Source organism: Nocardia brasiliensis NBRC 14402, assembly GCF_000308475.2.
Classification (GTDB): domain Bacteria; phylum Actinomycetota; class Actinomycetes; order Mycobacteriales; family Mycobacteriaceae; genus Nocardia; species Nocardia brasiliensis.
Map to the genome: position 1 here is coordinate 102,206 of NZ_BAFT02000063.1, position 25,029 is coordinate 127,234.

At 67.3% G+C, this 25,029-nt stretch carries 26 protein-coding genes; 13 read left to right on the plus strand and 13 right to left on the minus strand.

Annotated elements, in window-relative coordinates; translation table 11 throughout:
- The first annotated feature begins 6 nt into the window (after positions 1-6).
- The 5 genes from TY25_RS22140 (at position 7) to TY25_RS40685 (ending at position 3,487) form a co-directional block, all read left to right on the plus strand.
- Positions 7-384 (plus strand): hypothetical protein, encoded by a 378-nt coding sequence (locus tag TY25_RS22140; RefSeq protein ID WP_146153925.1) that lies wholly within the window; start codon positions 7-9, stop codon positions 382-384.
- Positions 381-1,682, plus strand: coding sequence for a hypothetical protein (locus TY25_RS42805; protein WP_052383116.1), 1,302 nt, complete (start codon positions 381-383; stop codon positions 1,680-1,682). Before TY25_RS22140 ends, TY25_RS42805 begins: the two co-directional genes overlap by 4 nt.
- Positions 1,675-2,454: an ESX secretion-associated protein EspG gene (locus TY25_RS22150; RefSeq protein ID WP_042258921.1), complete on the plus strand. Its 780-nt coding sequence runs from the start codon at positions 1,675-1,677 to the stop codon at positions 2,452-2,454. The genes TY25_RS42805 and TY25_RS22150 overlap by 8 nt, the downstream gene beginning before the upstream one ends.
- Positions 2,455-2,648: 194 nt before the next feature.
- A complete protein-coding gene (locus TY25_RS22155; RefSeq protein WP_226887270.1) occupies positions 2,649-3,020 on the plus strand; it encodes a DUF4189 domain-containing protein in 372 nt (123 codons plus the stop codon).
- 20 nt (positions 3,021-3,040) lie between these two features.
- A complete protein-coding gene (locus TY25_RS40685; protein WP_052383117.1) occupies positions 3,041-3,487 on the plus strand; it encodes a DUF4189 domain-containing protein in 447 nt (148 codons plus the stop codon).
- Positions 3,488-3,531: 44 nt separating this feature from the next.
- Here the strand turns inward: TY25_RS40685 and TY25_RS22165 are convergent, their stop codons facing one another.
- Genes TY25_RS22165 through TY25_RS22175 form a run of 3 tightly spaced genes read right to left on the minus strand, consistent with a single transcriptional unit; the run spans position 3,532 to position 6,091 of the window.
- Positions 3,532-4,194, minus strand: coding sequence for a methionine ABC transporter permease (locus tag TY25_RS22165; RefSeq protein ID WP_042258923.1), 663 nt, complete (start codon positions 4,192-4,194; stop codon positions 3,532-3,534).
- A gap of 11 nt (positions 4,195-4,205) precedes the next feature.
- A complete protein-coding gene (locus tag TY25_RS22170) occupies positions 4,206-5,219 on the minus strand; it encodes a methionine ABC transporter ATP-binding protein (protein ID WP_042258924.1) in 1,014 nt (337 codons plus the stop codon).
- Complete coding sequence (locus TY25_RS22175) at positions 5,216-6,091, minus strand: MetQ/NlpA family ABC transporter substrate-binding protein (RefSeq protein ID WP_042258925.1); 876 nt, start codon at positions 6,089-6,091, stop codon at positions 5,216-5,218. The genes TY25_RS22170 and TY25_RS22175 overlap by 4 nt, the downstream gene beginning before the upstream one ends.
- Before the next feature lie 134 nt (positions 6,092-6,225).
- Here TY25_RS22175 and TY25_RS22180 point away from each other — a divergent pair, with 134 nt between their 5' ends.
- On the plus strand, positions 6,226-7,092 hold the full coding sequence (locus TY25_RS22180; RefSeq protein ID WP_042258927.1) for a MetQ/NlpA family ABC transporter substrate-binding protein: 867 nt from the start codon (positions 6,226-6,228) through the stop codon (positions 7,090-7,092).
- Between the two features lie 7 nt (positions 7,093-7,099).
- On the opposite strand, the gene TY25_RS22185 is transcribed toward TY25_RS22180, so the two are convergent.
- Complete coding sequence (locus TY25_RS22185; RefSeq protein ID WP_042258928.1) at positions 7,100-8,137, minus strand: isopenicillin N synthase family dioxygenase; 1,038 nt, start codon at positions 8,135-8,137, stop codon at positions 7,100-7,102.
- Positions 8,138-8,399: 262 nt separating this feature from the next.
- Between TY25_RS22185 and TY25_RS22190 the strand changes: the two genes are divergently transcribed.
- Both TY25_RS22190 and TY25_RS22195 read left to right on the plus strand, forming a co-directional pair.
- Positions 8,400-8,807: a hypothetical protein gene (locus tag TY25_RS22190; protein WP_146153926.1), complete on the plus strand. Its 408-nt coding sequence runs from the start codon at positions 8,400-8,402 to the stop codon at positions 8,805-8,807.
- A gap of 45 nt (positions 8,808-8,852) precedes the next feature.
- On the plus strand, positions 8,853-9,470 hold the full coding sequence (locus TY25_RS22195) for a hypothetical protein (protein WP_226887271.1): 618 nt from the start codon (positions 8,853-8,855) through the stop codon (positions 9,468-9,470).
- Between the two features lie 132 nt (positions 9,471-9,602).
- Here the strand turns inward: TY25_RS22195 and TY25_RS22200 are convergent, their stop codons facing one another.
- The 4 genes from TY25_RS22200 to TY25_RS22215 all read right to left on the minus strand — a co-directional run bounded on the left by TY25_RS22200 (position 9,603) and on the right by TY25_RS22215 (position 13,316).
- Entirely contained in the window at positions 9,603-10,160 is a 558-nt protein-coding gene (locus TY25_RS22200; RefSeq protein WP_042258931.1) for a GNAT family N-acetyltransferase, read from the minus strand.
- 34 nt (positions 10,161-10,194) lie between these two features.
- Positions 10,195-11,124 (minus strand): non-homologous end joining protein Ku, encoded by a 930-nt coding sequence (ku, locus tag TY25_RS22205; protein WP_029900599.1) that lies wholly within the window; start codon positions 11,122-11,124, stop codon positions 10,195-10,197.
- 88 nt (positions 11,125-11,212) lie between these two features.
- Positions 11,213-12,325 carry a lycopene cyclase family protein gene (locus TY25_RS22210; RefSeq protein ID WP_042258985.1) on the minus strand — a complete coding sequence of 371 codons (1,113 nt, stop codon included), beginning with the start codon at positions 12,323-12,325 and terminating at the stop codon, positions 11,213-11,215.
- Between the two features lie 205 nt (positions 12,326-12,530).
- A complete protein-coding gene (locus TY25_RS22215) occupies positions 12,531-13,316 on the minus strand; it encodes an SDR family oxidoreductase (protein ID WP_042258932.1) in 786 nt (261 codons plus the stop codon).
- Positions 13,317-13,476: 160 nt separating this feature from the next.
- Here TY25_RS22215 and TY25_RS22220 point away from each other — a divergent pair, with 160 nt between their 5' ends.
- Positions 13,477-15,108 (plus strand): ABC-F family ATP-binding cassette domain-containing protein, encoded by a 1,632-nt coding sequence (locus tag TY25_RS22220; RefSeq protein WP_029900596.1) that lies wholly within the window; start codon positions 13,477-13,479, stop codon positions 15,106-15,108.
- An 81-nt stretch (positions 15,109-15,189) separates the two neighbouring features.
- Positions 15,190-15,423 carry a helix-turn-helix domain-containing protein gene (locus TY25_RS44190; RefSeq protein ID WP_014986328.1) on the plus strand — a complete coding sequence of 78 codons (234 nt, stop codon included), beginning with the start codon at positions 15,190-15,192 and terminating at the stop codon, positions 15,421-15,423.
- Between the two features lie 268 nt (positions 15,424-15,691).
- Here the strand turns inward: TY25_RS44190 and TY25_RS22230 are convergent, their stop codons facing one another.
- The 3 genes from TY25_RS22230 to TY25_RS22240 all read right to left on the minus strand — a co-directional run bounded on the left by TY25_RS22230 (position 15,692) and on the right by TY25_RS22240 (position 17,806).
- The gene (locus tag TY25_RS22230) at positions 15,692-16,621 is read right to left on the minus strand and encodes an MvdC/MvdD family ATP grasp protein (protein WP_226887272.1); all 930 of its coding nucleotides are present in this window, start codon (positions 16,619-16,621) and stop codon (positions 15,692-15,694) included.
- Between the two features lie 44 nt (positions 16,622-16,665).
- Entirely contained in the window at positions 16,666-17,082 is a 417-nt protein-coding gene (locus tag TY25_RS22235) for a hypothetical protein (RefSeq protein ID WP_226887273.1), read from the minus strand.
- A gap of 307 nt (positions 17,083-17,389) precedes the next feature.
- Positions 17,390-17,806, minus strand: coding sequence for an acyl-CoA thioesterase (locus TY25_RS22240; RefSeq protein WP_042258935.1), 417 nt, complete (start codon positions 17,804-17,806; stop codon positions 17,390-17,392).
- 206 nt (positions 17,807-18,012) lie between these two features.
- On the opposite strand from TY25_RS22240, the gene TY25_RS22245 reads away from it, so the two are divergent.
- Positions 18,013-18,807 carry a hypothetical protein gene (locus tag TY25_RS22245; RefSeq protein WP_042258937.1) on the plus strand — a complete coding sequence of 265 codons (795 nt, stop codon included), beginning with the start codon at positions 18,013-18,015 and terminating at the stop codon, positions 18,805-18,807.
- Between the two features lie 6 nt (positions 18,808-18,813).
- On the opposite strand, the gene TY25_RS22250 is transcribed toward TY25_RS22245, so the two are convergent.
- Positions 18,814-19,380 (minus strand): TetR/AcrR family transcriptional regulator, encoded by a 567-nt coding sequence (locus TY25_RS22250; RefSeq protein ID WP_014986321.1) that lies wholly within the window; start codon positions 19,378-19,380, stop codon positions 18,814-18,816.
- An 87-nt stretch (positions 19,381-19,467) separates the two neighbouring features.
- The gene (locus tag TY25_RS22255) at positions 19,468-22,287 is read right to left on the minus strand and encodes an aconitate hydratase (protein WP_042258938.1); all 2,820 of its coding nucleotides are present in this window, start codon (positions 22,285-22,287) and stop codon (positions 19,468-19,470) included.
- A 424-nt stretch (positions 22,288-22,711) separates the two neighbouring features.
- Here TY25_RS22255 and TY25_RS22260 point away from each other — a divergent pair, with 424 nt between their 5' ends.
- Together TY25_RS22260 and TY25_RS22265 are read left to right on the plus strand one after the other, a co-directional pair.
- Positions 22,712-23,290, plus strand: a complete 579-nt coding sequence (locus tag TY25_RS22260; RefSeq protein WP_042258939.1) for an Rv1476 family membrane protein — start codon at positions 22,712-22,714, stop codon at positions 23,288-23,290.
- 288 nt (positions 23,291-23,578) lie between these two features.
- Complete coding sequence (locus TY25_RS22265) at positions 23,579-24,994, plus strand: NlpC/P60 family protein (protein WP_042258940.1); 1,416 nt, start codon at positions 23,579-23,581, stop codon at positions 24,992-24,994.
- Positions 24,995-25,029 lie beyond the last annotated feature (35 nt).

Genomic DNA, 25,029 nt, shown 5'->3' on the forward strand with positions numbered 1-25,029 from the left:
GATCTGATGGTTGGTGAAAGTCTGTCGACTTGGCGAGAGTTGCTCGGCGCTGCCAACGCAGGGGAGCTGACCCTGGATGAGAGCGTCGGAGCTGGTCTCGCTCAGGACTGCGATCGCAATATCGAGAACCTTCGGGACCTCCTGCAACTGTCTCGAAACGTTGCCACCGTTGCCGGGTTCGGCGGTTTCCCTTCGGGACAGGTCCTCGAAGACAAATTCACTTCGAAGGGTTCCACCGGCGCGGATTCGATCCAGAACCGCATTCGGGAGCACATCGACGAGGTCACACTCATGAAGGAAGTCTTCGCCAAGGCCATGGCCAACTACCGCGCCGTCGACCAGTCCCGGGCCGACCAGCTCACCGGAATCGACGCGCCCGCATGACCTACGACGAGTATCGGGCCCGCATCATCGCGGCGCAGGAGCAGTGGAACAGGGATCGCGCGAATATCTACGCCGTCACGAATGTCGGTACCGATCAGTTCCAGGGCGGGTACGAACCGCCGCGGATCACGAACGAGGATCTGGCGCTGTTCGAGACCTTGCCGCTGGCGGATCTGGTGCAGCGGGTGGCCGCGATGCAACCGGGCACGGTGCTGCAGGCCGCGGAGGCGTGGTTCAAGATCGGCACCGCGTTCCGGGAGACGACGGAGACGTTCAATGCGAGTGTGCAGCGCACGATCGCGAACGGCTGGTCGGGTCAGGCGGCGGGCAAGGCGGCGGAGGCGGTGCGGACCTACAGTGACGGTGCGGGGCAGTTGACGACCTCGGCGCACCTCTTGTACGCCAAGCTCACGGAGATGTACACCGGCCTGAATCAGACTCAGGCGTTGATGCCCGGCCTCGCCGCTCCCGTGGATCTGAAGGGCAAAACCCTGCCCGCCGACGGTGCCATGAAGTCCGGTGATTACACCGCGGACGAGGCGCGGGAGGAAGCGAAACGCGTTCTGCAGACGGTGTATTGGCAGGTGGCGAACCAGACCGACAATGGCGTGCCGATCATCCCGCCGGCGCCTACCGTGGTGCGCGATCCGTCGACGCCGGTGGTGCCGTCGTCCGGTCCGGGCACGTCGAATCCGAGTTCCGCCACGCCATCCGGAACCGACGGCACGGCAGGCGCGGAGGCGGATCCGGCCGGCCAGCCGAACAGAGCAGCGTCCGAAGCGAATCCGGCGACGAACACACAGACGGCGAGTACCGGCTCCCCGTCGACGACTTCGGCGACCACGAACCAATCGGCCGCCGCGCCTACCACTGCCACGACCACTGGTACGCCGGCCACTACGACGCCGGTCGCTACGACGCCGACACCGGCGGGCACGCCCGGTCCGGGCACACCATCGCGCTCCAACCCTGTTTCGCCTTTTTCTCGTTCCGGTCCGGGCACTACTTCCGGCGAACCCGGCAGGCAGCCCGCCCCCGGCCGCAGCGTGCCGGGAAATCCGCAGCAGCCGGGCGTAGTTCCGGCCGCTGCCGCGCGGACCGCGACGGGCACGGCCACCGGCCGAGCGGGTACGAGCGGCATGCCCGGCATGGCACCGGGTGCGGCCGGCCGGGGCAACGACGACGAAAAACCCACCGGCACAAAGGATTACCTGATCACGCAGGAGAACGGCGAGGAACTCACCGGTTTGGGTGCGCTGCCGAAGACGGTGCCGCCGGTGATCGGCGACCATGATTGAGGTGCGGTTCACCGGACTGGAGTTCCAGCTGCTCTGGCACGCCTACGGCCGGGACCGGCTGCCGTATCCGCTGCAATTCCGCCCGCAGGCCGTCGATTTCGCCGATCTGGTGGCGCAGCGGGAAGCGGCGGCGGCCGCACTGCTCGACCGGCATTCGATCGAGTTGGAGCGCGCGTTGCAGATCCTGCTGGAGCCCGAGGTCCGGATCGAGCTGAAGGGGTTCGGCGCGCCGGAGCTGACCCGGATCTTCCGTTTCCACGGCGCGGTGCGCGACGCGGCGGGCGCGACCTTGGTGCAGCTGCCGGGCATCGCCGCGGACACCGGCGGTGACGTGACGCTGCGCTACGGCACTGCCGCCGAGGTCGCTGCCGATGCGGTTGGCGCGCTGCCGGATACGCCGCCGGGCACCCATCCACCGCTGGCGGCGCGGCGCGCGGAGATCACCGCCGATCGGGAGCGCCCGGTGCGCGAAGCGTACGCGGTGGGCCTCGCGCAGCGGTTCGACCGGCTGTTCAAACGCGAGCGCCGTGCGCTCGGCGAGATCACGGTGTTGCCCGGCCCTGCCGTCGACGCGCGTCCCACGTTCGGCCGTGGCTTCTGGTGGATGGATTATCCGGACGGCCGCTACTACGTGCAGACCGGTGATCCCGTCGTCGCCAAGCCGATGGATTCGGCCGCGATGGCCGCGGAGATCCGCCGGCTGGTCGTACTCACGCAGCGGTACTACCGCGAGGATCGCGAGCACGACGAGTATCTGCGCACGCGTCGCTAGACGGCAGAACCGAATCCGCAGCCGTACTGCCGGATTGAGCGGATGCCCCGAGTATCGGCGGCAGATTTCCGGGTGCTGGACAGGGTAGGTGGTGTGGGTGATGATCAGCTCGCTTCATCTTCTTTGAACGGGAGTTTCTGTTGTCCAATCTGGGGAGGGCCGCGTTCGGTGCGGTCCTGGCATCCACCGCGGCATTGACCATCGTCGGTGCGGGCTCCGCCGGCGCGGCGCCTGATTATCATGGGACGCTGGCCTTTTCGCCCAGCACCGGCAAAGTGGTCGGCTCGGTCGATCAACCGTCCTGGGTGACCGCGGATGCGGTGGCCATTCGGGACTGCGGCGTGTACGACTGCAAGATTCTCGTGCGCTTCTCCAACGGCTGTGCGGCGGCGGTGCGCGGCGCCGACGGTGCGTTCGCGGCCGATTGGGCGGCGACGCGGGCGGAAGCGGAGCGGCTGGCGGTCGCCAAGCTCGGCGAGAGCGCGCCACCGTTCCCGGATCTCGGCAGTGCCGTGCCGCAGCCGGCGCGCGTCGTACTATCCGAGTGCACCAAGAACGCAAGCTGAACGAACCAATGGGGGGAATCATGAAATACACAGGGAGCAAGGCTGTCCTGGGCCTGTTCGTTTCGACGGCGGTCGCCTTCGTGGCGGCCGGCGCAGGGCAGGCCGGTGCCGAGCCCGGGCCGGACGGTTCCTACTACGGGTCGCGGGCGATCACGGTCGACGCGAACGGTGCCGGCGTTTCGACGGCGTGGAACTATCCGAACTGGGCGGAAGCCGACGCCGCGGCGCTCGACGACTGCCGGGCGAAGGGTGGGCGGAACTGCACTATTATCGTCCGCTTCGTCGACGGCTGCGGCGCCATCGCCGAACGTGACGGTCGCTACATCGGTGGCACCGGTCCCAACCGGGTCGAAGCCGAGCGTGCGGCGCTCGCCGCGTTCGGGCCGCCGCCGGTGAATTTCGGCAGCTCGGCGCCGAGCTCGGCGCGCATCGTCGGCACCACGCTCTGCACCAGCAACGTGGAATGACGCTGTCGCCTGGTGCCCGGGAGTTGTCCCGGGCACCAGGTGCCTCAGCGGCGCAATACTTTTCGGGCCAGCCAGTTGCCGAAGAACTGGATGCCCTGCACGCCCGCCACGATGATCAGCGTGGCCACGAAGGTGACCTGCCAATTGAACTGCTGATACCCGTGGACCAGCGCGAAATCGCCCAGTCCGCCGCCGCCGACGGTGCCCGCCATGGCGGAGATGTCGACGATCGAGATCACCACGAACGTGTAGCCGAGGATCAGCGGGCCGAGCGCCTCGGGAATCAACAGCGTCAAGATGATTCGCAGCGGTCCCGCGCCGACCGCGCGCGCCGCCTCGATCACGCCGGGGTCGACTGTCACCAGATTCTGCTCCACGATCCGGGCGATGCCGAACGACGCCGCCACGATCATGACGAACGCCGCGGCGTCGCGGCCGATGGTGGTGCCGACGACTTCCAGCGTCACCGGCCCCAGTGCCGCGAGCAGGATGATGAACGGGATCGGGCGCACCACGTTCACGATCACGTTGAGCAGCAGGTTGATCGGGGCGTTCGCGAGCAGCCCGCCTTTGCGGGTGGTGTAGAGCACGGTGCCCAGGAACAGTCCGATCAGGCCGCCGATCACGAAGGTGATCAGCACCAGATAGAGGGTGGTGCCGATCGCCTCGGTCAGCAACGGCCGGAGTTTGTCCCAATCCGCTTGCATCGGTACTCCTTTCAGGCCGTGCGCGGGCCGAGTTCGGCGATCACCTTGTCGACGGCGTCGTCGGGTCCGTGCAACGCCAGGGTGATGCTGCCGAAGGTCTTGTTCTGCAACGTGCCGATTCCGCCGTAGACCACCTCGAAGCGGACATCGGCGTGCGCCGCGACGGTCAACGCGGCGCCGATGCCGTGCTCGTCGTCGACGTCCACCGTGACGAGCCGGCCGCCGTGCAGCGCACCGAGCCTGCGCACTTCGTCCTCGGACGGCCGGTTGTGCAGCACCGTGGCCACGAACGATCGCGTCGGCGCGGCCTGCGGCGTCGCGAAAACCGCGAAGGTGCTGGCGAGTTCGACGATCCGGCCCTCGGCGAGCACCGCGACCCGGTCGGCGACGGCACGGATCACATCCATCTCGTGGGTGATCACCACGATGGTGACGCCGAGTTCCCGATTGACCTTCTTCAGCAGGCGCAGCACCTCCGCGGTGGTCTCCGGGTCCAGCGCCGAGGTCGATTCGTCCGCGAGCAGCAGCGACGGCGAGGTCGCCAGCGCGCGAGCGATGCCGACCCGCTGCTTCTGACCGCCGGACAGCTGGTCGGGGTAGCTGCGGGCCTTGTCGGAGAGTCCGACGAACTCGAGCAACTCCGCGACCCGCGCCTTACGCGCGGCCCGTTTCCAGCCCGCCACCTTGAGCGGGTATTCGACATTGCCTGCGGCGGTACGGGATCGGAACAGATTGAACTGCTGGAACACCATCCCGATATCGCGGCGCAGGCGGCGCACCTCGGCCTCGGGCACCCCCGTGATGGGGGTGCCCGCGACCTCGATGCTGCCGCTGGTCGGCCGTTCCAGGGCGTTGATCAGGCGGACCAGGGTGCTCTTGCCCGCGCCGGAATAGCCGATCACGCCGAAGATCTCGCCCTGCTCGATCCGCAGATCGATATCGTCCAGCGCGACATGGGCATCCGCGCCCTTGCCGAAAACCTTGGTTACCGAGCGGAATTCGACGGCGGGCGGGTTACCGCTCACTTGCCGTCACGGATGGTCTGCTGCACCCGCTGGAGAATCTGCTCCAGTTCGGGGCCGGTGCGGCGCACGTCGACGGCCGTGTTCTTGGTGACCTCGGCGTGCGCGCGCTGCACCTCGGGGTCGTGCCAGAGTTCGACCAGCTGCAGCAGCTTCGGGTTGTTCTTGTCCTCGGCCCTGGTCACCAGCGCGTTGATGTACGGCTCGGCCGACGGGTTCTTCGGATCGTCCTTGTACAGCGCCGAATTGGGGTCGATGCCGGAACGGTCGAGGAAGGTGTTGTTGATCACCGCGCCGTCCACGGACGCGAGCGAGAGCGCGGTCTGCGCGGCGTCGACGGTGGTCACCTTGACCTTGGACGCGCCCTTGTCGACATCGGCCGCGGTGGGCGCGCTCGAGCTGCCGGACAGTTTCAGCAGACCGGCCGCCTGCAGGACGAACAGGGCCCGCGCCTGGTTGGTCGGGTCGTTCGGGATCGCGATCTCCGCGCCCTGGGGCAGGTCGGCGAGCGCTTTGTGCTTCTTCGAGTACAAGCCGAGCGGCACGATGTAGGTGGCGCCGATCGGGGTCAGCGTGTCCTTGTTGGCGACGTTGTAGGCGCCCAGGAACTGCAGGTGCTGAAAGAGATTCACATCGATCTGCTTTTGCGACAGCGCGAGATTCGGCTGCTTGTAGTCGGAGAAGTTGGTGATCTTCAGCGTGATGCCCTTGTCCTTGGCCCGCTGTTCGAAGACGTCCCAGGCTTTGTCCTTGTCGGTGGTGCCGATCCGCACTACCGTGTCGGAGGAGGACTTGTCGTCGGAACCGCACGCCGTGACGGTGAGGGCCGCGGTTGCTACCAGGACCGGGATCGCCAGTACCCGATGGAATTTCACTTCGTTGCTCCCGAAAAGCTCGTCGCAATATGAACCCGGTAATCCAAGCGATCCGCGGGCGGACGGGACAACGGTTGGGATTGTGGTGAGCGAAACCCTTCCCAATTCTTGGACGACCGTCTAGTTTGCTCGCAATGCGCTTGATGCACCGTCTGCTGGTGATTCCGATTCTTTCCGCCCTGGCCGTGACCACGATGTCGTGTGGCGCGAAGCACGACGACGGAGTGATCCGCATCGGTGTGAACGATCTCGCAGAGCCGCACTGGGACGTGTACCAGAAGAAGGCGGCCGATCAAGGCATTCGCGTGGAGTTCATCAACTTCACCGACTACAACCAGCCCAATCCCGCACTGGCGCAACGGCGTATCGATCTCAACAAGTTCCAGCACGTGCGCTACCTGGCCAACTACAACGCCCGCAACAACGACACCCTGGTGCCGGTCGGCGCGACCGAGATCTTCCCGCTGACCCTGTACTCGCGCAAGCACAAGTCCGTCGCCGAGATCCCGCAGGGCGGCCAGATCACGTTGAGCAACAACCCCGCCAATCAGGTGCGGCCGCTGCTCAGCCTGGCCGCGGCCGGGTTGGTCGTGCTGAAGGGCGGTGCGAGCTGGGACTCCAAGATCGAAGACGTGGACACCGCGGCCTCCAAGGTGAAGCTGACACCCATCGATCCGACCCTCACCGCGCAGTCACTGTCCAGTGTCGACGCCGCGTTCGTCGACGACACCTTCGCGCGTCCGGCGGGTCTGACCAAGAACGACACCATATACACCGACGACCCGGAACGCCCGGAACTGAAGCAGTACATCAACATCTTCGCCGCGCGGGCCGCCGACAAGGACAACCCGACGCTGCTGAAACTGGCTGCGCTGTACCACGATCCGGAGGTAGAGGCCGCGGTGCGGGCCGAGACCGGTTACGAAGGCATCTTCAAGACGAACACCCCGGCCGACCTGCAAGCCACGGCGACCGAACTGGAAGCGAAGTTCCGCAAGTAGTTTCGGGTCAGTCGCGGGCCGAGAGCACCCGGGCCGCTTCCCGGTGTGCGTTCGTATTCGGTTGCAGCGCACGGGAACCGGCCAGCTTGGCCTGCACATGCTCGGACACGGTGATCGGCGGGTACTTGCTGCCCGCGCCGACGCAGGAGGGCAGCGTCTCGATCACCGCGTCGAAATTGCCGTCGTGGAAGAACGCGGCGCTGCGCCGGCGTTCGATGGTGCCGTCGACGATCGGCGGCATCACCCGGTGCAGCGTCGAGAGCCACCGCTCGTTGGTCCAGCGGGCCATCACGTCACCGAGATTCACCAGCAGCGCCTCGTCGGCGGGTTGCACGTCGTGCCAGCGGCCGTCCGCGCCCAGCACCTGCAAGCCGGGCACCTGGTCGGCCCACAGGACGGTGACGATGCCGTAATCGGTGTGCTCGCCCATTCCCTTCAGCTCGCCGTCGAGGTCCACGCTGCCCGGTGGCAGCGCATAGTTGTTCATGCGCAACACATTCAGCGAGTGATCGGTGAAACTCTCGAAATAGCCGAGCGGTAGGTCGAGGGCGTCGGCGAATACGGTGGTGAGCGTGCCCGCCACCCGCGCGGCCTCGGCGTAATACCGCTGCACCCGCGGCCGGAAGTCGGGAAGTTCTGCGGGCCAGACATTGTCGGCGTAGCCGGCCTGCGCGGGAAGGTCGAGTCCCGGATAGTCGGAGGTGGTCGTGCCGATATTGAACGCCTCGAAGAAGTCGTTCATCCGGGTCGCCGAGGTCACCCCGAGGCTCAAACTCAGGCTCTCGCTCTTGGGTGGCGAATAGCCCCGATTGAATTCGACCGCCGTCCGGTAGCTCTCCTTGACGGCGGGCGTGAGCGCGAAGAACTCGTCCAGCGCGGCCGCGAACTCGTCGAGCACCGGGCGGGCGATCCCGTGCCCGCGGATCTGCATGAACCCGACCGTGCTCGCCGCCTCGTCCACCTGCCGGGCGACCGCGGCCCGCGCCGCGGCGTCGGCGCCCTTGACGTAGGGCGAGATATCGATGATGGGAACGTGGAACTCCACGACGCACCGTCCTTCCGTCTCCGCTGCACCGCCCCCCCAGCATGGTCCGTACCCGCTGCGCCGAACCCACGTTCGGGTCACATTCGGGTAAATCCGTTGCTTGCGGTTCCACCCGAGACCTGCTCGAGGGTTCCAAAATAGACCCGAACGATGGTCCAGAATGGACCGAGATCGGGAGGGCGGCGTTGTCGGTGTCCGGCCTTAAGCTGAGGGCTCCAATCGACGCGACAGGGGGATCTACATGTCAGTCAAAGTTCCATCGTTGGAAGAGCGGGTGGCGGTGCTGGAGCGTAAACGAGAGCAAGCGGAGGGCGACAGGATCGCCTATCAGGACACCCTCATCGACACGCGTGAACGAGTCGTCAACGTCGAGTACGGGATGGCACGTGTGAAAGAGGTCGTCGAGTACACGCGAATTCGGTTGGACTGTCTCGAGACCGAAGTGGCAGGCGTGAAGTCGATCGCCCTGGACTCGCAGGTCCGTCTGGGCAATCTCGAGCGAGACGTGTCGGGGCTGAAGCGGGACGTGTCGGGGCTGAAGCGGGACGTGTCGGGGCTGAAGCAGGACGTGTCCGGGCTGAAACAAGGCGTGTCCGGGTTGACCCGCAGTGTCGATGCGATCGTGTCGCACTTCGGGATCGTGCTGCCGGCGGAGGAAGCTCAGCCGTGAGCTGAAATGGCTGCGGGGCGGGTCTGCACCGGCAATGATGCCGGTGTGGACGAACAGATGTACGAGCGATCGCGGCGCGGGTTGCATGCGGTGGCGGAATTGTTGATCGCGGGGCCGCAGTATCGGCAGTACGAGACCATCCGGCTACGGGTGGTGCACCAGGGGTTCGGCGGGGTGCAGTGGCCGGTGTCGGTGGTCGGCGCCGAACTGGTCTGGCCGGAGGGGCGCGCGGCGCTGGCGGGGACGTATCGGGAACTCGGAAAGCTCGCGAACATCGAACCGGGGGCGCCGGACGGGCTGTACAAGGACACCACCGGCGTGGAACCGGACAGCGCGATGGAGATAGATCCGGTCGCGGCGCAGCAGATCAGCGACTGGTTCGCCCTGGGGGACAAGGCTTTGCGATGTCTGGCCCCGGACAGCACGCCGGTGCTCTGGCCCGAGCACTTCGACCTGTCCAGCGCGGTAGGCGAGGTGAATTACGGTGTGTCACCGGGGGATTCGGCCCACCCCGGACCTTATGCGTATGTAGGCCCGTGGACACCGCGCACAGGCGCGTTCTGGAACGCCCCCTTCGGCGCGCTGCGCCCGGGCACCGAATTCGACTCGGCAGCAAGCCTCTTGGCGTTCTTCGAGGAAGGCCGCGCCCAGGCGGCCGGTTAGGCGCACCCTTTCTGCCATGCGCACCCTTTCTGTCTTCTCGCACCCGCTGTGGCCTGGCAGAACGGGTGCGAGAAGACAGAAAGGGTGCGGCGACGGTCTGAACCGCGCACTGGCATGCGGGGCAGCCGGGCGCTAGCGGGCGGCGCGGTGGTTGTCGCCGGCCAGGCGACCGCGGCGGATCAGCGCGCGCTTGGTGCCGGGGGCGATGGCGGCCGCGTCGAGTTGCGCTTCCGGGTCGGGGTCGTCGGGATTCGGGCGGACGAACAGGGTGACCGTGGCGGCGGGGGTGAAGCCGCTGCGGGTCATCAGTGCGGTGGAGGCCGCGTTGCGGTCTTCGACGTCGGTGACGATGCGGCGCGCGCCGCGGGCGAACAGCGCCTCGGAGCAGACGTCGACCAAGCGCCGGGCGATCCCGTGCCCCTGCATATCCGGCGCGACGGCGATCCATTCGAGGTAGGCCCAGTCGTCGCGGTTCTCGAACTCCATCGACCCGAGCACGAAACCGACCACGCGGTCGGAATCGAGGGCGACCCAGCAGGCGTTGTCGGGGCTGTCGAGGTGCTCGGCGACCGAGGTGAGCGACCACGAGGTGTACGGCTTGGTGGTGATGTCGAAGACTTCGTGGCCGAGATCGAGGACCTGGCGCAGGTGGCCGAGACCCATCGGGACGATCACTACGGCAGAATCCATGCCGACAGTTTGCCAGCAGGACGCGCCTCGGCCCTCACGCGCCCTTACGGGCCGCGGTCTTCTTCGCCGGCTTGTCGGCGGTCTTCTTCGCGGCTTTCTTGGCCGGAGCTTTCTTCGCGGCGGCTTTCTTGGCGGTCTTCTTCGCGGGCGCGGCCTTGCCGTTGTCCTCGGCGGTGCTGCGCCGCCCGCTGGCTTCCAGGCTGCGCTGCAGAGCGGCGACCAGGTCGACCACCTCGGCGTCCATGTCCGCGGGCACGGACTCGGGCTGCTCGGGCACCTTGCCGGTGCCGCTGGCGATCGCCTCGTCCAGCAGCCGCTTCAACTCGATCTGGTACTCGTCGGTGAACTGGTCCGGGTCGAAATCGTCGGACATGGTCTCGACCAGCGTCTCGGCCATCTTGATCTCTTGCGGTTTCGGTTCGGCGACACCGTCGAGGGATTCGAATTCCACCTCGCGGACCTCGTCGGGCCACAGCAGCGTCTGCAGTACCAGCACGCCCTCGTGCACGCGCAGCGCGGCGAGCCTGGTCTTCTGGCGCAGCGTGAAATGCACCAGCGCGGTGCGGTCGATCCGTTCCAGCGTGGTGGCCAGCAGTACGTAGGCCTTGGGCGTGCTGGAGTCGGGCTCGAGGTAGTAGCTCTTCTCGTACAGGATCGGATCGATCTGCTCGGACGGCACGAACTGCAGCACGGGGATCTCGTGCTTCTCGGCGGCGGGCAGTTTGGCGAAGTCCTCGTCGGTCAGGATGACCTTGTCGCCGTCGGGGGATTCGTAGGCCTTGTCGATATCGGCGTACTGCACGGATTTACCGCAGACGGTGCAAACACGGTCGTATTTGATCCGGCCGCCGTCCTTGGCGTGCACCTGGTGGAAGCGGATGTCGTGGTCCTCGGTGGCGGTGTACACCTTGACCGGGACGTTCACCAGCCCGAATGCGATCGAGCCTTTCCAGATCGACCTCACTGCTGCATCCCCTCGACGCGGGTACCGCGTCCGCGAACCCGGCGATCCACCGGTTCGGGACGGATGAGTGCTGGACGGTAAGGCCCACTCATTCCTCCATGATGGCGGACGGTATTCGAATACGCGAGCGAATGGGCGTCCCGAGTGTCGCGGCGGCGACGCGCCGACGGACCGGGGGCGGCAAGGTGCCGAACAGGCCGAGCATGGCTCTGACGGTGCCATTCAAGTCGGTACGGCCCGATAGATAGGCGCGCTGCGCGCTCGGCGGAAGCGTGAAAAACGCGTCGAAAAAAACCGGGAGGTCGGTTGTGGGTAGGCCGAGCAGCGCCCGCAACCCGGCGGCTCGCAGGCGGTACACGGCGCGCGCCGAAACCGGCCATGCCGCAGCGCCGAGTGCGACGGTATCGGCGGCGGCGAGCGCGGCGGCCACGCTGTAGCCGGTGGCCGGATGCGCGAAACCGCCCGCCGCGCCGAAGGTGTACCGGCCCGGCCTGCCGCCTTCGACTGGGAAGCGGACTCGCTCGACCCGTTCGTCGCCGGTGACTTCGATCCCGCGCGAACGCAATCGGTGCAGCAGCCGATCGCGCAGCTCGCGGCCGTCGAGGGCGGGCCGCCCGACCAGACAGGTCTCCTCGAGCAGCATCGTGTCGCCGCCGAGCGGGACCGCGTAGAGAAACGAGCGCGGTGCGTCGGCGGCCGCGCCGTTGTCCGGCCGCCAGTCCATGAACATCGGTTCGATGCCGGAGCAGCGATCCCGGTCGAGCATCAGCCCGTACGCCGTCTGCTCGGCCAGTACGGGGGACCGGCCGATCCCGCGGGCATCGACCACCCGCCGACCGCGCAGCACGGTGCCGGAGGCCAGCACCGCGGTGCCGGGCCCGCACTCGACCGCGCGATCGGCGATGATCCGCGCCCCCGTCACGTCCAGCGAATCCTGTAGCCGTGCCGTTTCGAGCACGACGTAGGGCCGATCGATCCGGTGCACGCGGGTACCCCAGGCCACCGGCTGCGCGACTGTCGCGGCCACCGCGTCCTTCGCGAGCCAATCCGGGAGTTCATCGGCCCACGCCGCATACGTGGCGTGCCACCGCCGTTCGGGCGCGGGGTCCACCACGGTCACCGTCGAACCGCGGACCAGACAGCGATGCGCCAGCGCGCGTCCCGCCGGTCCCAGCCCACAGACCACGACATCGACAGTCACGCCGCCACCCGCCGCGAGCCGGCACCGGCCCGGCGGCTGCCCGATGTCGCACAGGCAGCTCGCCATGAGTGTGTTGTCGGCTTGGGGCCGCCGACAGTCCGGCACCGCGGTCCGGTTCCACGCGATGTGCGAACACCTGGCGCCGGGGTGCGGCGTGTCTCACCGTGCGGTGAAAGGTGTTCGTCCACAAGTCTTTTCGCTGGAATCAGAGGCCGCCGGTGGAGAGGAGGCCGCCGTCCACACGGACCGTTTCGCCGGTGATCCAGGCGGCTTCGTCGGAGACCAGGAAGCCGATGAGGCGGGCGACGTCCTCCGGGGTGCCGAGGCGTTTCAGCGGGTAGACGCTCGCCGCGCGTTCCTCGTCGGCGGAGTACAGCGCGTCGGCGAACTTCGTCTTGATCACGCCGGGCGCGACGGCGTTCACCCGGATCTTCGGGCCGAGCTGCCACGCCAGTTCGTCGGTGAGCCGGATGAGCGCGGCCTTGGACGCGCCGTAGGCGGCGATCACCCCGGACGAGCGCAGGCCCGCGACGCTGGCCACATTCACCACCGCACCGCCGTGCGCACCCATCCACGCCTTGTACGCCAGCTGCACGTAGCCGAGCGCCGCGACGACGTTCACGTCGAAGATCTTGCGGACCGCGTCGAGATCGGCCTCCATCAGCGAGCCGAACACGGGATTGATGCCGGTGTTGTTGATCAGGATGTCCACCGACCCGAACTCGGCCATCATCCGGTCGATCGAGGCGGCGCGGTCTTCGGCGTGACCGGAGTTGCCGGCCAGCGCCACGACCTCGCCCCGATGACCGCGCGCTCGCAGGTCTGCGGCGGCTTCCTCCAGCGGATCCTTCTTGCGGGCGCTGATCAACACGTTCGCGCCCCGGCTGAGCAGCTCCGCCGCCACCGCCTTGCCGATGCCCCGGCTGGCCCCGGTGACCAAAGCGCTCTTGCCCACTAGATCGGTCGCGGTGCCGTTGTTTCGCTCACTCATGCAACCGCAGGTTACTCGCCGTTCAGTTACGGCCGTCACATACCGATCGCGGGGTGTGAAGGGCTGCTCCGATCACGGGTAAAATCGGTGGTTCTTGTGTGTAAGCCGTCGCACAATCGAGTAGCAACCGCCCAGCACTACCGATCCGGAGGAGAAACCTGTGATCACCGCGACCGACCTGGAGGTCCGGGCCGGAGTCCGCACGCTGCTGTCGGCCCCTGGACCGGCATTGCGGGTGCAGTCCGGCGACCGGATCGGACTGGTCGGGCGCAACGGTGCGGGCAAGACCACCACGCTGCGCATCCTGGCCGGCGAGGGCGAACCGTACGCCGGAAAGATCTTGCGCTCCAGCGATATCGGCTATCTGCCGCAGGATCCGCGGGAGGGCAACCTGGATGTGCTCGCGCGTGATCGCGTGCTGTCCGCGCGCGGACTGGACACCCTGATCCGCGATATGGAGAAGCAGCAGGCGCTGATGGCCGAGGTGGCCGACGAGAACGAGCGCGAGAAGGCGGTGCGCAAGTACGGCAGGCTCGAGGATCGTTTCTCGGCACTGGGTGGCTACGTCGCCGAGAGCGACGCGGCCCGCATCTGCCACAGCCTCGGCCTGCCCGACCGGGTGCTCGGCCAGGCCCTGCGCACCCTCTCGGGTGGTCAGCGGCGTCGAATCGAGTTGGCGCGCATCCTGTTCGCCGCGTCCGACGGCAGCGGCGGCCGCTCCGACACCATCCTGCTGCTGGACGAGCCGACCAACCACCTCGATGCCGACTCGATCACCTGGCTGCGCGGCTTCCTGCAGAACCACGACGGTGGTCTCATCGTGATCAGCCACGACGTGGAACTGCTCGGCGATGTGGTGAACAAGGTGTGGTTCCTCGACGCGGTGCGCGGCGAGGCCGACGTCTACAACATGGGCTGGCAGAAGTACCTGGATGCGCGCGCCACCGACGAACAGCGCCGCAGGCGCGAACGCGCCAATGCCGAGAAGAAGGCGAGCGCGCTGCGGGTGCAGGCCGCCAAGCTCGGCGCCAAGGCCACGAAAGCCACTGCGGCACAGAACATGGCCAAGCGGGCCGACCGGTTGATGGCCGAACTCGACGACGTGCGCGTCGCCGACAAGGTGGCCAGGATCAAGTTCCCCGAGCCCGCGCCCTGCGGCAAGACACCGCTGATGGCGGAGAACCTGACCAAGATGTACGGCTCGCTGGAGATCTTCGCGGGGGTGGATCTCGCGATCGATCGCGGCAGCCGGGTGGTGGTGCTCGGGCTCAACGGCGCGGGCAAGACCACGCTGCTGCGGCTGCTCGCCGGGGTGGAACAGCCCACCGCGGGCAGTCTGGTGCCGGGCCACGGCATGAAGGTCGGGTATTTCGCGCAGGAGCACGACACCCTCGACGACAACGCGACGGTCTGGGAGAACATCCGGCATGCCGCGCCGGACGCGGGGGAGCAGGACCTGCGCGGCCTGCTCGGCGCGTTCATGTTCACCGGTCCCCAGTTGGACCAGCCCGCGGGCACCCTGTCCGGTGGTGAGAAGACGCGGTTGGCGCTCGCCGGACTGGTGTCTTCGGCTGCCAATGTGTTGCTGCTCGACGAGCCGACCAACAACCTCGATCCGGTCTCGCGCGAACAAGTGCTGGATGCGCTGCGCACTTACGCCGGCGCGGTCGTCCTCGTCACGCACGATCCGGGGGCCGCTGAGGCGCTCTCGCCGGAGCGGGTGATCTTGCTACCGGACGGTACGGAGGACCACTGGTCCGCGGATTATCTGGAATTGATTCAGCTCGCGTGAGTTTCATCACAAGAACCCGTTGATCACGGCCCCTCGAGTGCTTAGCCTGGAAAGACGCTGCTCGGCGACTCGGAGGAAGCCATGAGCGACAGGCCCGCACAAGTCAAAGCCACCCTGGGGAAGGGAACCCGCGTCACGGGGAAGTCCCGTGACCGCCTACAGACCCAGTTGAAGAAGCAGTACGAGGCAGGTGCGAGCATTCGCTCGCTGGCGCGAGCAACCGGTCGCTCCTACGGCTTCATCCACAACGTATTGGTGGAGTCGCACGTGCAACTCCGCAGCCGTGGCGGCGCGAACCGCCGCAAGAGTCAGTAGCACCGCATCCGGCTCGAACCGGTTTCGGCGGAACGGATTTCGCCTGAACCGGTGAGTTCCCGCGCGACGGCTACGCGACAGGCCCGGACGGGGCGCTCGACTGGATCGAGGTCGACGACTCGGCACTGGACGACTACTTGGCCGGACTGCTGCGCGGGGTGGGCGAGGCGCGCGTCCTACGAGCTGCCGGCCCGGGACGCGGTGGATGAGCTTCGGCTGCTGGTGTTTCCGGTGTTGCTCGGGGAAGGGCGGCGGCTGTTCGACGGCGTCAGTAGCCCTCGACGGCGCCGTCCCCGTCGACGAGCAGATTGGCCAGGCTGCGGAAGATCGGCAGGCCGGTCTTGATCTCCAGGTACGCGAACTGTCCCTGCGGGTTGACCTCGAGGAAGTAGTACTCGCCGTCGCGGCCGAGCCGAATGTCCAAGACGCCGAACGACAATCCGAGCGCGCCCATCAGGGTGGCGAGCGATTTGCTGACCGAGGCGGGCAGATGCTCGGGCACGAAATCGACCGAGGTGTCCAGGCGGGAGTCGACGCGGCCGACGCCCGCCTGGGAGTCGATGCGCACCGTCCACTCCACGCCGTCCACCCAGACCACCCGCAGATCGCATTCGGCGTCGACGTAGTCCTGGAAGGTGGTCGGCGCCGCGCGGATGCCGACCAGTCTGTCGTAGTCGTGCTCGGTGATGATCCTGGTCTCCGCGAACTCGGCGCGGCTGGTCCCGGTGCGCTTGTAAACGACTGGGCCGGGCCGGGATTCGGCGAAGCTGCGGGCCTCGTCCGGGTCGTTGGTGATCAGTGTCTCCGGCACCGCGAAGCCGGCCCGCAGCGCGGTCTCCAATTGCACGATCTTGCGGGCGGCGGTGCGGTCGGCCCCCGGGTCGTTGACCCAGTGTGCCGGGATGGACCAGAGCAGACCCTGGATGAAACCGTCGCATTCGGCCTGCCGGAAGTCGTTGTCGGAGACGCGGACTCCGGCGGGCGGCTGGGTCGGATGCGGCCGGCGCCACCAGACCGAGCGGACGTCGTCGAGGCCGATCAGGTGGGAGACCGAACGGGCGGTACCGTAGCGATCCAGCCGGAAACTGCCCGACTCACGCGGAAAGTCGCGCAGGTCGAGCTGAATCGCGCTGAGCCCGTGGAATTCTCGCAGCGTCGCCGCCATGGCGGTAGCGTGCAGATCGTCGGATTCGGACACGATGAGGACTGATCCCGTCCGGCGTCCCGCCATGAATGCGCCGATCAGTCGAGACTGTCGCAGTTGATACCGTCGTCACTGGTGGCGAGCGACTTGGTCTGGCAGTAGGTGAAGGTGGCGCCGTTGGTGCCGGGCAGGTCCACCAGATTCAGGCGATCGGCCCAGGATTCGGTGAGCTCGCGCAGCTGCTCGTCGCCGAGCGCCGCGGACGGGGCCTGCTGCATGGTCATCGGGCGGTCGACCACATCGATGCGCAGGCGGCGGGTGAAATCCGCGGTGGCGCCGACCCGGATGTCGACCAGCACCGGCCGGGCGCCGCGCTCGGCGCGGAGCCCTTCGGGCACCGCCGAATCGAGCACGCGCAGTACGTCGGACCGACGGAAGGTCCACGTTCCCTCGGCGACGCGCACGCTGATATCGCGTTCCGACTCCGCTACCAACAGCCCGTGCAGTGGAGGCACACGATCACTCTTCGGCGCGGTTCCGTGGAGGCGGAGTGCGTCGGTCATAGCCATTTCTCCGATCTGCTCGCGATTTGCCACGACCCCCGAGCGTGAGCCCGATCATAACGTGCGAAGGGCCGGTACCGGTCCGGATCGACAGATTTAACCCCCGGTGGCAAACCGGATTACGATCCCGGATGCGCTAGCGCCGAAAGTTTTTCGGCAGGGCACCAATAGTTCCGGCGCAATCAGCGAGCTATTTCCGAATGGCAATGTGTCTCTCGCATAGCCCCGGGTTGGCGGCTGTGCATTCGCACGTGCGATTTCACAGATCGAGCAGGTCGGGACGCTCGGCGAGGTCCCGGAAACGGTCGGCGGGTCCGGACACCAGCTTGCGTTCGCGCAAATCGAGCAGCCCGCCGACCACCCGCGCCTCGGCCGCGACGGTGCCGTCGAGTTTGCGGATCTCGTGCCGGAAGGTGAAGGTCTTGCCGCCGGAGTATTCGATGTCGGTGTCGACGGTGACCTCGTCGCCGCCGCGCAGCTCCCGCAGATACTTGATGGTGGACTCCAGCACGACCGGACCCACGCCGGTCGCGATCAGCTTGTCCTGCGGCAAGCCCGCGGCGCGCAACATCTCCCACCGCGCGTGCTCGGTGTACTGCAGGTAGACCGCCTGGTTCAAGTGGCCTTGGGTATCGAGCTCGTAACCGCGCACAACGATCGGGATGGTGAAGGTCATAACTGGACCAGCGCCGTACCGGATGGTCTTGTTCCCGCCTCGGACCGATGCCTTCGTCACACCGGCGGGACAGCGGATGGCGGGGTCGTCGCGCGGTCCGGGTTCGCTCAGCGAATCGGGTGGTCCGGTACTCGCCCGTCGGCTCCGTAACGGGCCTACCGTGGGGTTATGCGCCGGACGACGCGGCGCGTGCAAGGAGATCACTGATGATCGACATCATCACCCTGCGCGGCACCGGTGAGCCGCGCAATCCGGACGGAACGCCCGCGGGCATGCTGTACGCCGTCACCGCGCTGCTGGACACCGCGCGCTTCTCGGCCTTCGAACCGGACTGGCCCGCTTCGGTCGGTCCGTCGCCGGATCTGTGGGGCCCGTCGCTGGACACCTCGGTGCGGCTCGGCACCGCGGCGGGCGTCAAGGCGATCCAGGATTCGCCGAATGTGTGTGGGCTGCTCAGTTTTTCGTTCGGCGGGATCTGTGCCAGCCGCATCCTGGAAGGGGTGCGCGCGGGCAAGTACAAGAACACCAACGGTTCGCCGCTGGAGATCGCCTTCGCGGTGAACATCTCCAACCCGCTGCGCAAGGCGGGCGAATCGGTGGGGAACCTGTGCCCGGCCAACACCTTCGGCCTGCACGGTCAACGTGGCCGCTGGCCGGCGGGCGTGGCGATCCGCGAGTACGCCAATCCCGGCGACATCATCACCGCCGCGCCCGCGGATTCGCCGCTGCGCATCATCGACGTCGGCATCTCGCCGTTCTCGTTCCTGGAGGGCGCGCGGATCGGCAACTTCGGGCCCTTGATCTTCGCGGAACTGCTGGCCTGGTTGCTGAACGATCCGGTGACGAACCTGAATCGCTACGCCACGGCGGTGAACGGCGTGATCGGTTACCTGACGCCGTGGCCGGAGGGCCAGCACGTGCTGTATTCGAGCCACGAGATGCCGGGCACCGATGTGCTGTGGACGACGCACGCCGCCGAGTACATCAACGACAATTTCTGAGCGGCCTCAGTCCCGGCGGCGCACCGAGGCTTCGACGAGATCCAGTACGGCGGTGAGGTTTTCGTTGGTGTGGCCGGAAGCGATGCGCGCGATCAGGCCGTCGAGCACCAGGTCGAGATAGCCGAGCAGCACGTCGGTGGGGACGTCGTCGCGCAGGGCGCCTGCCGCCTTGCGGCGTTCCAGGCGAGCCAGGGTGGCGGCGGTGAGTTCGGCCGAGCGCTGGGTCCAGCCCGCGCGGAACTCCGGGTCGGTGCGCAGCCGCCGGGCGATCTCCAGCCGGGTGCCGAGCCAGTTGAATTGCTCCGGGTGGGTGAGCATGTCGCGCATGACCTGGACGATGCCCTGGTTGGCCGCGACGTCGGCCATCCGTTCGGCGTCCTCCTGCGCGAGGGCGAGGAACAGCGCGTCCTTGTCCCGGAAGTGATGGAAGATGGCGCCCCGGGACAGGCCGATCTCCTCCTCGAGGCGGCGCACCGTGGCGCCCTCGTACCCGTATTCGGCAAAGCAGCGCCGCGCCCCGTCGAGAATCTGGCTCCGCCGGGCGGCGAGATGATCTTCACTGACTTTGGGCATGTCGGGCGTGCTCCTCCAGGAGATGTGCGAAGTCCGCGCACCGCGAAAACGCGGTGCGCGGATCCTCGACGTACGGCAGATGCGAGATCAGCCGCGAATCATGTTGCGCAGCACGTACTGCAGGATGCCGCCGTTGCGGTAGTAGTCGGCCTCACCGGGGGTGTCGATCCGGACCACCGCGTCGAAGCTCACCTTCTCGCCGTTCTCCTTGGTGGCGGTCACCTTCAAGGTCTTCGGAGTCACACCCTCGTTCAGCTTGGTGATGCCCTCGATATCGAAGGTCTCGGTGCCGTCCAGCTTCAGCGACGCGGCGGACTCGCCGGCCGGGAACTGCAGCGGGATGACGCCCATGCCGATCAGGTTGGAGCGGTGGATGCGCTCGAAGGACTCGGTGATCACGGCCTTCACGCCGAGCAGCGAGGTGCCCTTGGCGGCCCAGTCGCGCGAGGAACCCGAGCCGTACTCCTTGCCGCCCAGCACGACCAGCGGGATGCCCGCGGCCTGGTAGTTCTGCGAGGCGTCGTAGATGAACGCCTGCGGGCCACCGTCCTGGGTGAAGTCGCGGGTGTAACCACCCGAGACGTCGTCGAGCAGCTGGTTGCGCAGCCGGATGTTGGCGAAGGTGCCGCGGATCATCACCTCGTGGTTACCGCGCCGCGAGCCCAGCGAGTTGTAGTCCTTGCGCTGCACGCCGTGCGAGTCGAGGTACTGCGCCGCCGGGGTGCCCGGCTTGATCGGGCCGGCCGGGGAGATGTGGTCGGTGGTGACCGAGTCGCCGAGCAGCGCGAGCACACGGGCGCCCTTGATGTCCTCGACCGGGCTCGGCTCCATCTGCATGCCGTCGAAGTACGGCGCCTTGCGGACGTAGGTCGAGCTCTCGTCCCACGCGAAGGTGTCGCCCTCGGGGGTGCTCAGGCCCTTCCAGCGCTCGTCGCCCTCGAAGACGGTGGCGTAGGACTTGGTGAACATGTCCCGGCTGATCGCCGACTTGATGGTGTCGTCGATCTCCTGCGGGGACGGCCAGATGTCCTTGAGGAACACGTCGTTGCCGTCGGTGTCCTTGCCCAGCGGGTCGGTCTCGAAGTCGAAGTCCATCGTTCCCGCGAGCGCGTAGGCGATGACCAGCGGCGGCGAGGCCAGGTAGTTCATCTTCACGTCGGGGGAGATGCGACCCTCGAAGTTACGGTTGCCGGAGAGCACCGCGGTGACCGAGAGGTCGTTGTCGTTGATCGCCTTGGAGATCTCGTCCGGCAGCGGTCCGGTGTTGCCGATGCAGGTGGTGCAGCCGTAGCCGCCCACGAAGAAGCCGAGCTTCTCCAGGTACGGCCACAGGCCCGCCTTCTCGTAGTAGTCGGAGACGACCTGCGAGCCCGGCGCCATGTTGGTCTTGACCCACGGCTTGGACGCGAGGCCCTTCTCGACCGCGTTGCGGGCCAGCAGGGCCGCGCCGATCATGACCGACGGGTTGGAGGTGTTGGTGCAGGAGGTGATACCCGCGACCACGACCGCGCCGTGATCGAGCACGAAGTCGCCGCGCTCGGGGTCGGACACCTTGACCGGCTTGGACGGGCGGCCGATGTTGCCGTTGGCGGCGGACGGAATCAGCACCGCGTCGTCGTCGGCGAAGGACAGCACGGCCGGGTCGGACGCCGGGAACGACTCCTCGATCGCCTCGTCCAGGTGGGTGTGCGGGGTGGTCGCGGCCGGGCCGGACTCCGCGTCGTTGGTGTAGTTGTGGATGTCCTTGCGGAACGCGGTCTTGGAGTCCGACAGCAGGATTCGGTCCTGCGGACGCTTCGGGCCGGCGATCGAGGGCACCACGGTGCTCAGGTCCAGCTCCAGGTACTCCGAGTAGCCGGGCTCGTTGTCCGCGTCGTGCCACAGGCCCTGCTCCTTGGCGTACGCCTCGACGAGCGCGAGCTGCTCGTCGGTGCGGCCGGTGAGGCGCAGGTAGTTGATGGTCTCCTCGTCGATCGGGAAGATCGCGGCGGTGGAACCGAATTCGGGGCTCATGTTGCCCAGGGTGGCGCGGTTCGCGAGCGGAACCTCCGCGACGCCCTTGCCGTAGAACTCGACGAACTTGCCGACGACGCCGTGCTTGCGCAGCATGTCGGTGACGGTGAGCACCACGTCGGTGGCGGTGACGCCGGGCTGGATCTCACCGGTCAGCTTGAAGCCGACGACGCGCGGGATCAGCATGGAGACCGGCTGGCCGAGCATGGCCGCCTCGGCCTCGATACCGCCCACGCCCCAGCCCAATACGCCGAGGCCGTTGACCATGGTGGTGTGCGAGTCGGTGCCGACACAGGTGTCGGGGTAGGCCTGGCCGTTGCGGACCATGACCGTGGGCGCCAGGTATTCGATGTTCACCTGGTGCACGATGCCGACGCCCGGCGGGACGACCTTGAAGTCGTCGAAGGCGCCCTGGCCCCAGCGCAGGAACTGGTAGCGCTCGCCGTTGCGCTGGTATTCCAGGTCGACGTTGCGCTCGAGGGCGTCGGCGCGGCCGAAGACGTCGAGGATGACCGAGTGGTCGATGACCATGTCGGCGGGCGAGAGCGGGTTGACCTTGCTCGGATCGCCGCCGAGGGCGGTGACGGCCTCACGCATGGTGGCGAGGTCGACGATGCAGGGCACACCGGTGAAGTCCTGCATGATCACGCGGGCGGGCGTGAACTGGATCTCGGTGTCGGGCTGGGCGTTGGGATCCCAATTCGCAATGGCGCGAATGTGATCGGCGGTGATGTTGGCGCCGTCCTCGGTACGGAGCAGGTTCTCCGCGAGGACCTTGAGTGCGTAGGGGAGTTTCTCGGTGCCCGGCACGGCCGAGAGACGGAAGATCTCGTAGGAGTTGCTTCCGACCTCGAGGGTGCCCTTGGCGCCGAAAGTATCGATACTTGTCGTCACGTCAGCTCCACTCATCTGTGAGGGTTGGCCGCCGACGGGGCTGTGTCGGCGGCTGGCCTTTCGAGCGACCTGCAAGCAGTCGCTCCGGTGTCATTGCAGGTATTCCTGCGCCGCAGCGCCGGGTTCCTCTGCGCTATGACCTTAACAGTACGCTTGTCCTGTGAACCGCACGGGTCCGGTTCGCGCGGGCCTGCCTATGCAACGGTGTGCCCACCCACCCGCGAACCATGCCAGGGTGCGCCGACCGCGAGTGCGCGCGGGCCGTGGGTACCCGCGCGGGGCGCGTCGCGTGGCGTCTGCGGGTGCTGCGACACTCGGTCGCGTACTGTGCTTTCGGAGCCAGCCCGGGGGTGTTGCGCTCACCCCGCAGTGTTGGATGCATGTCGCCTCGGATGCCGATGCGGCTCGACAGACCGGATGGAAGATGACCGTCTCGCACACCTCGGTTTTTTCGCCCATGGCCGCCGAACTGCCGCCCAACGTCACCGAGGACACCGTCACCACCATCAACGCCGACCTGGCCGACAACCACGTCGCCACCGTGGACGGCAAGGATCAGTCGGGGTTGGCGGCCGTCGCCGCCGAGGCGAGAGCGAACGGCATCCCGCTCAGCATCGTGGTGGTGCCGGGTAACCCCGGCCGCGATTCGAGCCTGCGCGACCTGGCCACCGAACTCGGCAAGACCCAGCACGGCACCGTCGTGGTGCTGAGCGACGACTTCGCCGGCACCTACAGCGATTCGATCAGCCGGGTCCGGTTGGAGTGGGCCGAGGACAAGGCCAAGTTCAAGGGCAGCGCCCATTCCACCGAAGCCGCCCAGGCGTTCGTCGATCAGTTGCAGCAGCCCGAACCGATCTCCTGGACCGCGATTTCCAGTGTGTTGCTGGCCGGTACCGCGGTGGTCATCGTCGGCCTCTACTTCGTGAAGTCTCGTCGGCGCGCCGAGCCCGAAACGCCGGTGGTCGCCGCCGGGGTGGACAGCGACAAGACCCCCTCCGCGTAGGCCTCGGCCTGCTCCTGCATAGCTGGTTTCTACCCAGCTACTTTTCCTGACGACCGGTACGTTTTTCCGGCCGGAAACCTTGTGTGCATCCGGCTAATAACCGGCAACGGACAAATTACGCGCTTGTCATTCTGTTGCTGAAGTTCCTTTGGGGACAGAAGTGTCGTACGGTTCGAGTGCTTGCTTGCGGGAAAAGAGTGTTGTCAGGGGTGTCTGCCGACCACTGGGCTTGATGGTTCCGGTGATGCCCATGGGGTGTTTGCCGGAGTCGGGTCCTTGGGAGGTGCGATGCGCAACAACGGCGAGGTCGCCTATCGGCGGCCGCTGGGGATCGCTCTGGGGTTGCTGGTGTCGGTCGCCGTGGTGCTGGCCGGACCCGCCGTCGCCGTGCCGCCCGCGCCGCCCAATCCGAGCGACGGCCAAATCGCCGACGCGGGAGCTCGAGTCGACGCGAGCGTCACCGAGGTCGGCGCGCTGATCAATCAGGTCGCCACGGTCGACCAGCAGTTGCAGCAGCTCGACGGCGAGGTCGCGCGCAAACGCGAAGAGGTCAACAAGGCCCTGGTCGACCTGCAGGACGCCCGCGACGCCGCGGATGCGGCCGCCGCCGTCGTGGCCGACACGCAACGCCAATTGGCCGACGCCGGAACGCAGGTCGGGCAGGCCCGGCGCAATTTCGACCAGTTCGCGTCCCAGGCCTACACCCGCCCGGCCGCGGACTCGATGGTCGTCTACCTGGCCGCGTCCACCCCGGCCACCGCGCTCGACCAGGCCCAGCTGTTATCGCTGGTGTCGAAGAACCAGCAGCAGGTGCTGGACCGACTACGTCGCGCGCAGATCGATCAGGGCAACAAGAACTCCAGTGCGCGCCAGGCGAAATCGGCGGCCGACGCGGCGGCCGCGGTCGCCGAGCAGAAGAAGATCGACGCCGAGCACGCCGTCGCCGCCGCCAAGAACGAGCTCGATCAGCAGACGGTCCGGCGCGACGACCTGCTCCGGCAACGCCAGGATGCGCAGGGCCGCTTGGATTTCGCGCGACAGAACGTCGCCGGACTACAGGGCCAGCGGGACGCGTATCTGGCCTGGGATCAGCAACGTAAGGCCGAGGAGGCCGCCGTACGCGCCGCGGCCGCCGCGGCGGCGGCCCGGGCCGCCGCCGACAAAGACGCGCAGGCCCGCGCCGGTCAGCTCAACACCGAGCAGCGCCCGCATACGCAGTTGGGGGACGCGCCGCCGCCGAAACGGTCGACGCCGCGCCCGTCGTATCCGTCGGTCACCGGCTCGGCCGCGGTGGAAACCGTCGTCGACCGCGCCATGTCGCAATTGGGGGTCATCTATTCCTGGGGCGGCGGCGACGCGAACGGCCCGACGCTCGGCATCCGCGACGGCGGTGTCGCGGACAGCTTCGGCGATTACAACAAGGTCGGCTTCGATTGTTCCGGCCTGATGATCTATGCCTTTGCGGGGATCGGGGTTTCGCTGCCGCACTACAGCGGGTACCAGTACAACGCCGGCACCCGAGTGCCGGTGGCCGAGCGCGCTCGCGGCGACATGCTGTTCTGGGGACCGAACGGCAGCGAGCACGTCGCGCTGTATCTGGGTGACGGGCAGATGGTCGAGGCGCCGCAATCGGGCGAGGTGGTCCGGGTTTCGCCGGTGCGTGAGGGCGGCATCATGCCGTACGCGGTGCGGATCGTCAGCTGAACTGGTTCGATGACTGCGAACACGCGGCAGCGACG

Excerpts from the sequence above, each read along its gene's own strand:
- TY25_RS40685 (WP_052383117.1), top strand. The coding sequence starts at position 3,041 with ATGAAATACACAGGGAGCAAGGCTGTCCTGGGCCTGTTCGTTTCGACG.
- TY25_RS42805 (WP_052383116.1), top strand. The coding sequence starts at position 381 with ATGACCTACGACGAGTATCGGGCCCGCATCATCGCGGCGCAGGAGCAG.
- TY25_RS22250 (WP_014986321.1), bottom strand. The coding sequence starts at position 19,380 with ATGCCCAAAGTCAGTGAAGATCATCTCGCCGCCCGGCGGAGCCAGATT.
- TY25_RS22140 (WP_146153925.1), top strand. The coding sequence starts at position 7 with ATGGTTGGTGAAAGTCTGTCGACTTGGCGAGAGTTGCTCGGCGCTGCC.
- TY25_RS22215 (WP_042258932.1), bottom strand. The coding sequence starts at position 13,316 with ATGAGTGAGCGAAACAACGGCACCGCGACCGATCTAGTGGGCAAGAGC.
- TY25_RS22200 (WP_042258931.1), bottom strand. The coding sequence starts at position 10,160 with ATGGATTCTGCCGTAGTGATCGTCCCGATGGGTCTCGGCCACCTGCGC.
- TY25_RS22165 (WP_042258923.1), bottom strand. The coding sequence starts at position 4,194 with ATGCAAGCGGATTGGGACAAACTCCGGCCGTTGCTGACCGAGGCGATC.
- TY25_RS44190 (WP_014986328.1), top strand. The coding sequence starts at position 15,190 with ATGAGCGACAGGCCCGCACAAGTCAAAGCCACCCTGGGGAAGGGAACC.
- TY25_RS22150 (WP_042258921.1), top strand. The coding sequence starts at position 1,675 with ATGATTGAGGTGCGGTTCACCGGACTGGAGTTCCAGCTGCTCTGGCAC.
- TY25_RS22260 (WP_042258939.1), top strand. The coding sequence starts at position 22,712 with ATGACCGTCTCGCACACCTCGGTTTTTTCGCCCATGGCCGCCGAACTG.
- TY25_RS22240 (WP_042258935.1), bottom strand. The coding sequence starts at position 17,806 with ATGACCTTCACCATCCCGATCGTTGTGCGCGGTTACGAGCTCGATACC.
- TY25_RS22180 (WP_042258927.1), top strand. The coding sequence starts at position 6,226 with ATGCGCTTGATGCACCGTCTGCTGGTGATTCCGATTCTTTCCGCCCTG.
- TY25_RS22265 (WP_042258940.1), top strand. The coding sequence starts at position 23,579 with ATGCGCAACAACGGCGAGGTCGCCTATCGGCGGCCGCTGGGGATCGCT.
- TY25_RS22245 (WP_042258937.1), top strand. The coding sequence starts at position 18,013 with ATGATCGACATCATCACCCTGCGCGGCACCGGTGAGCCGCGCAATCCG.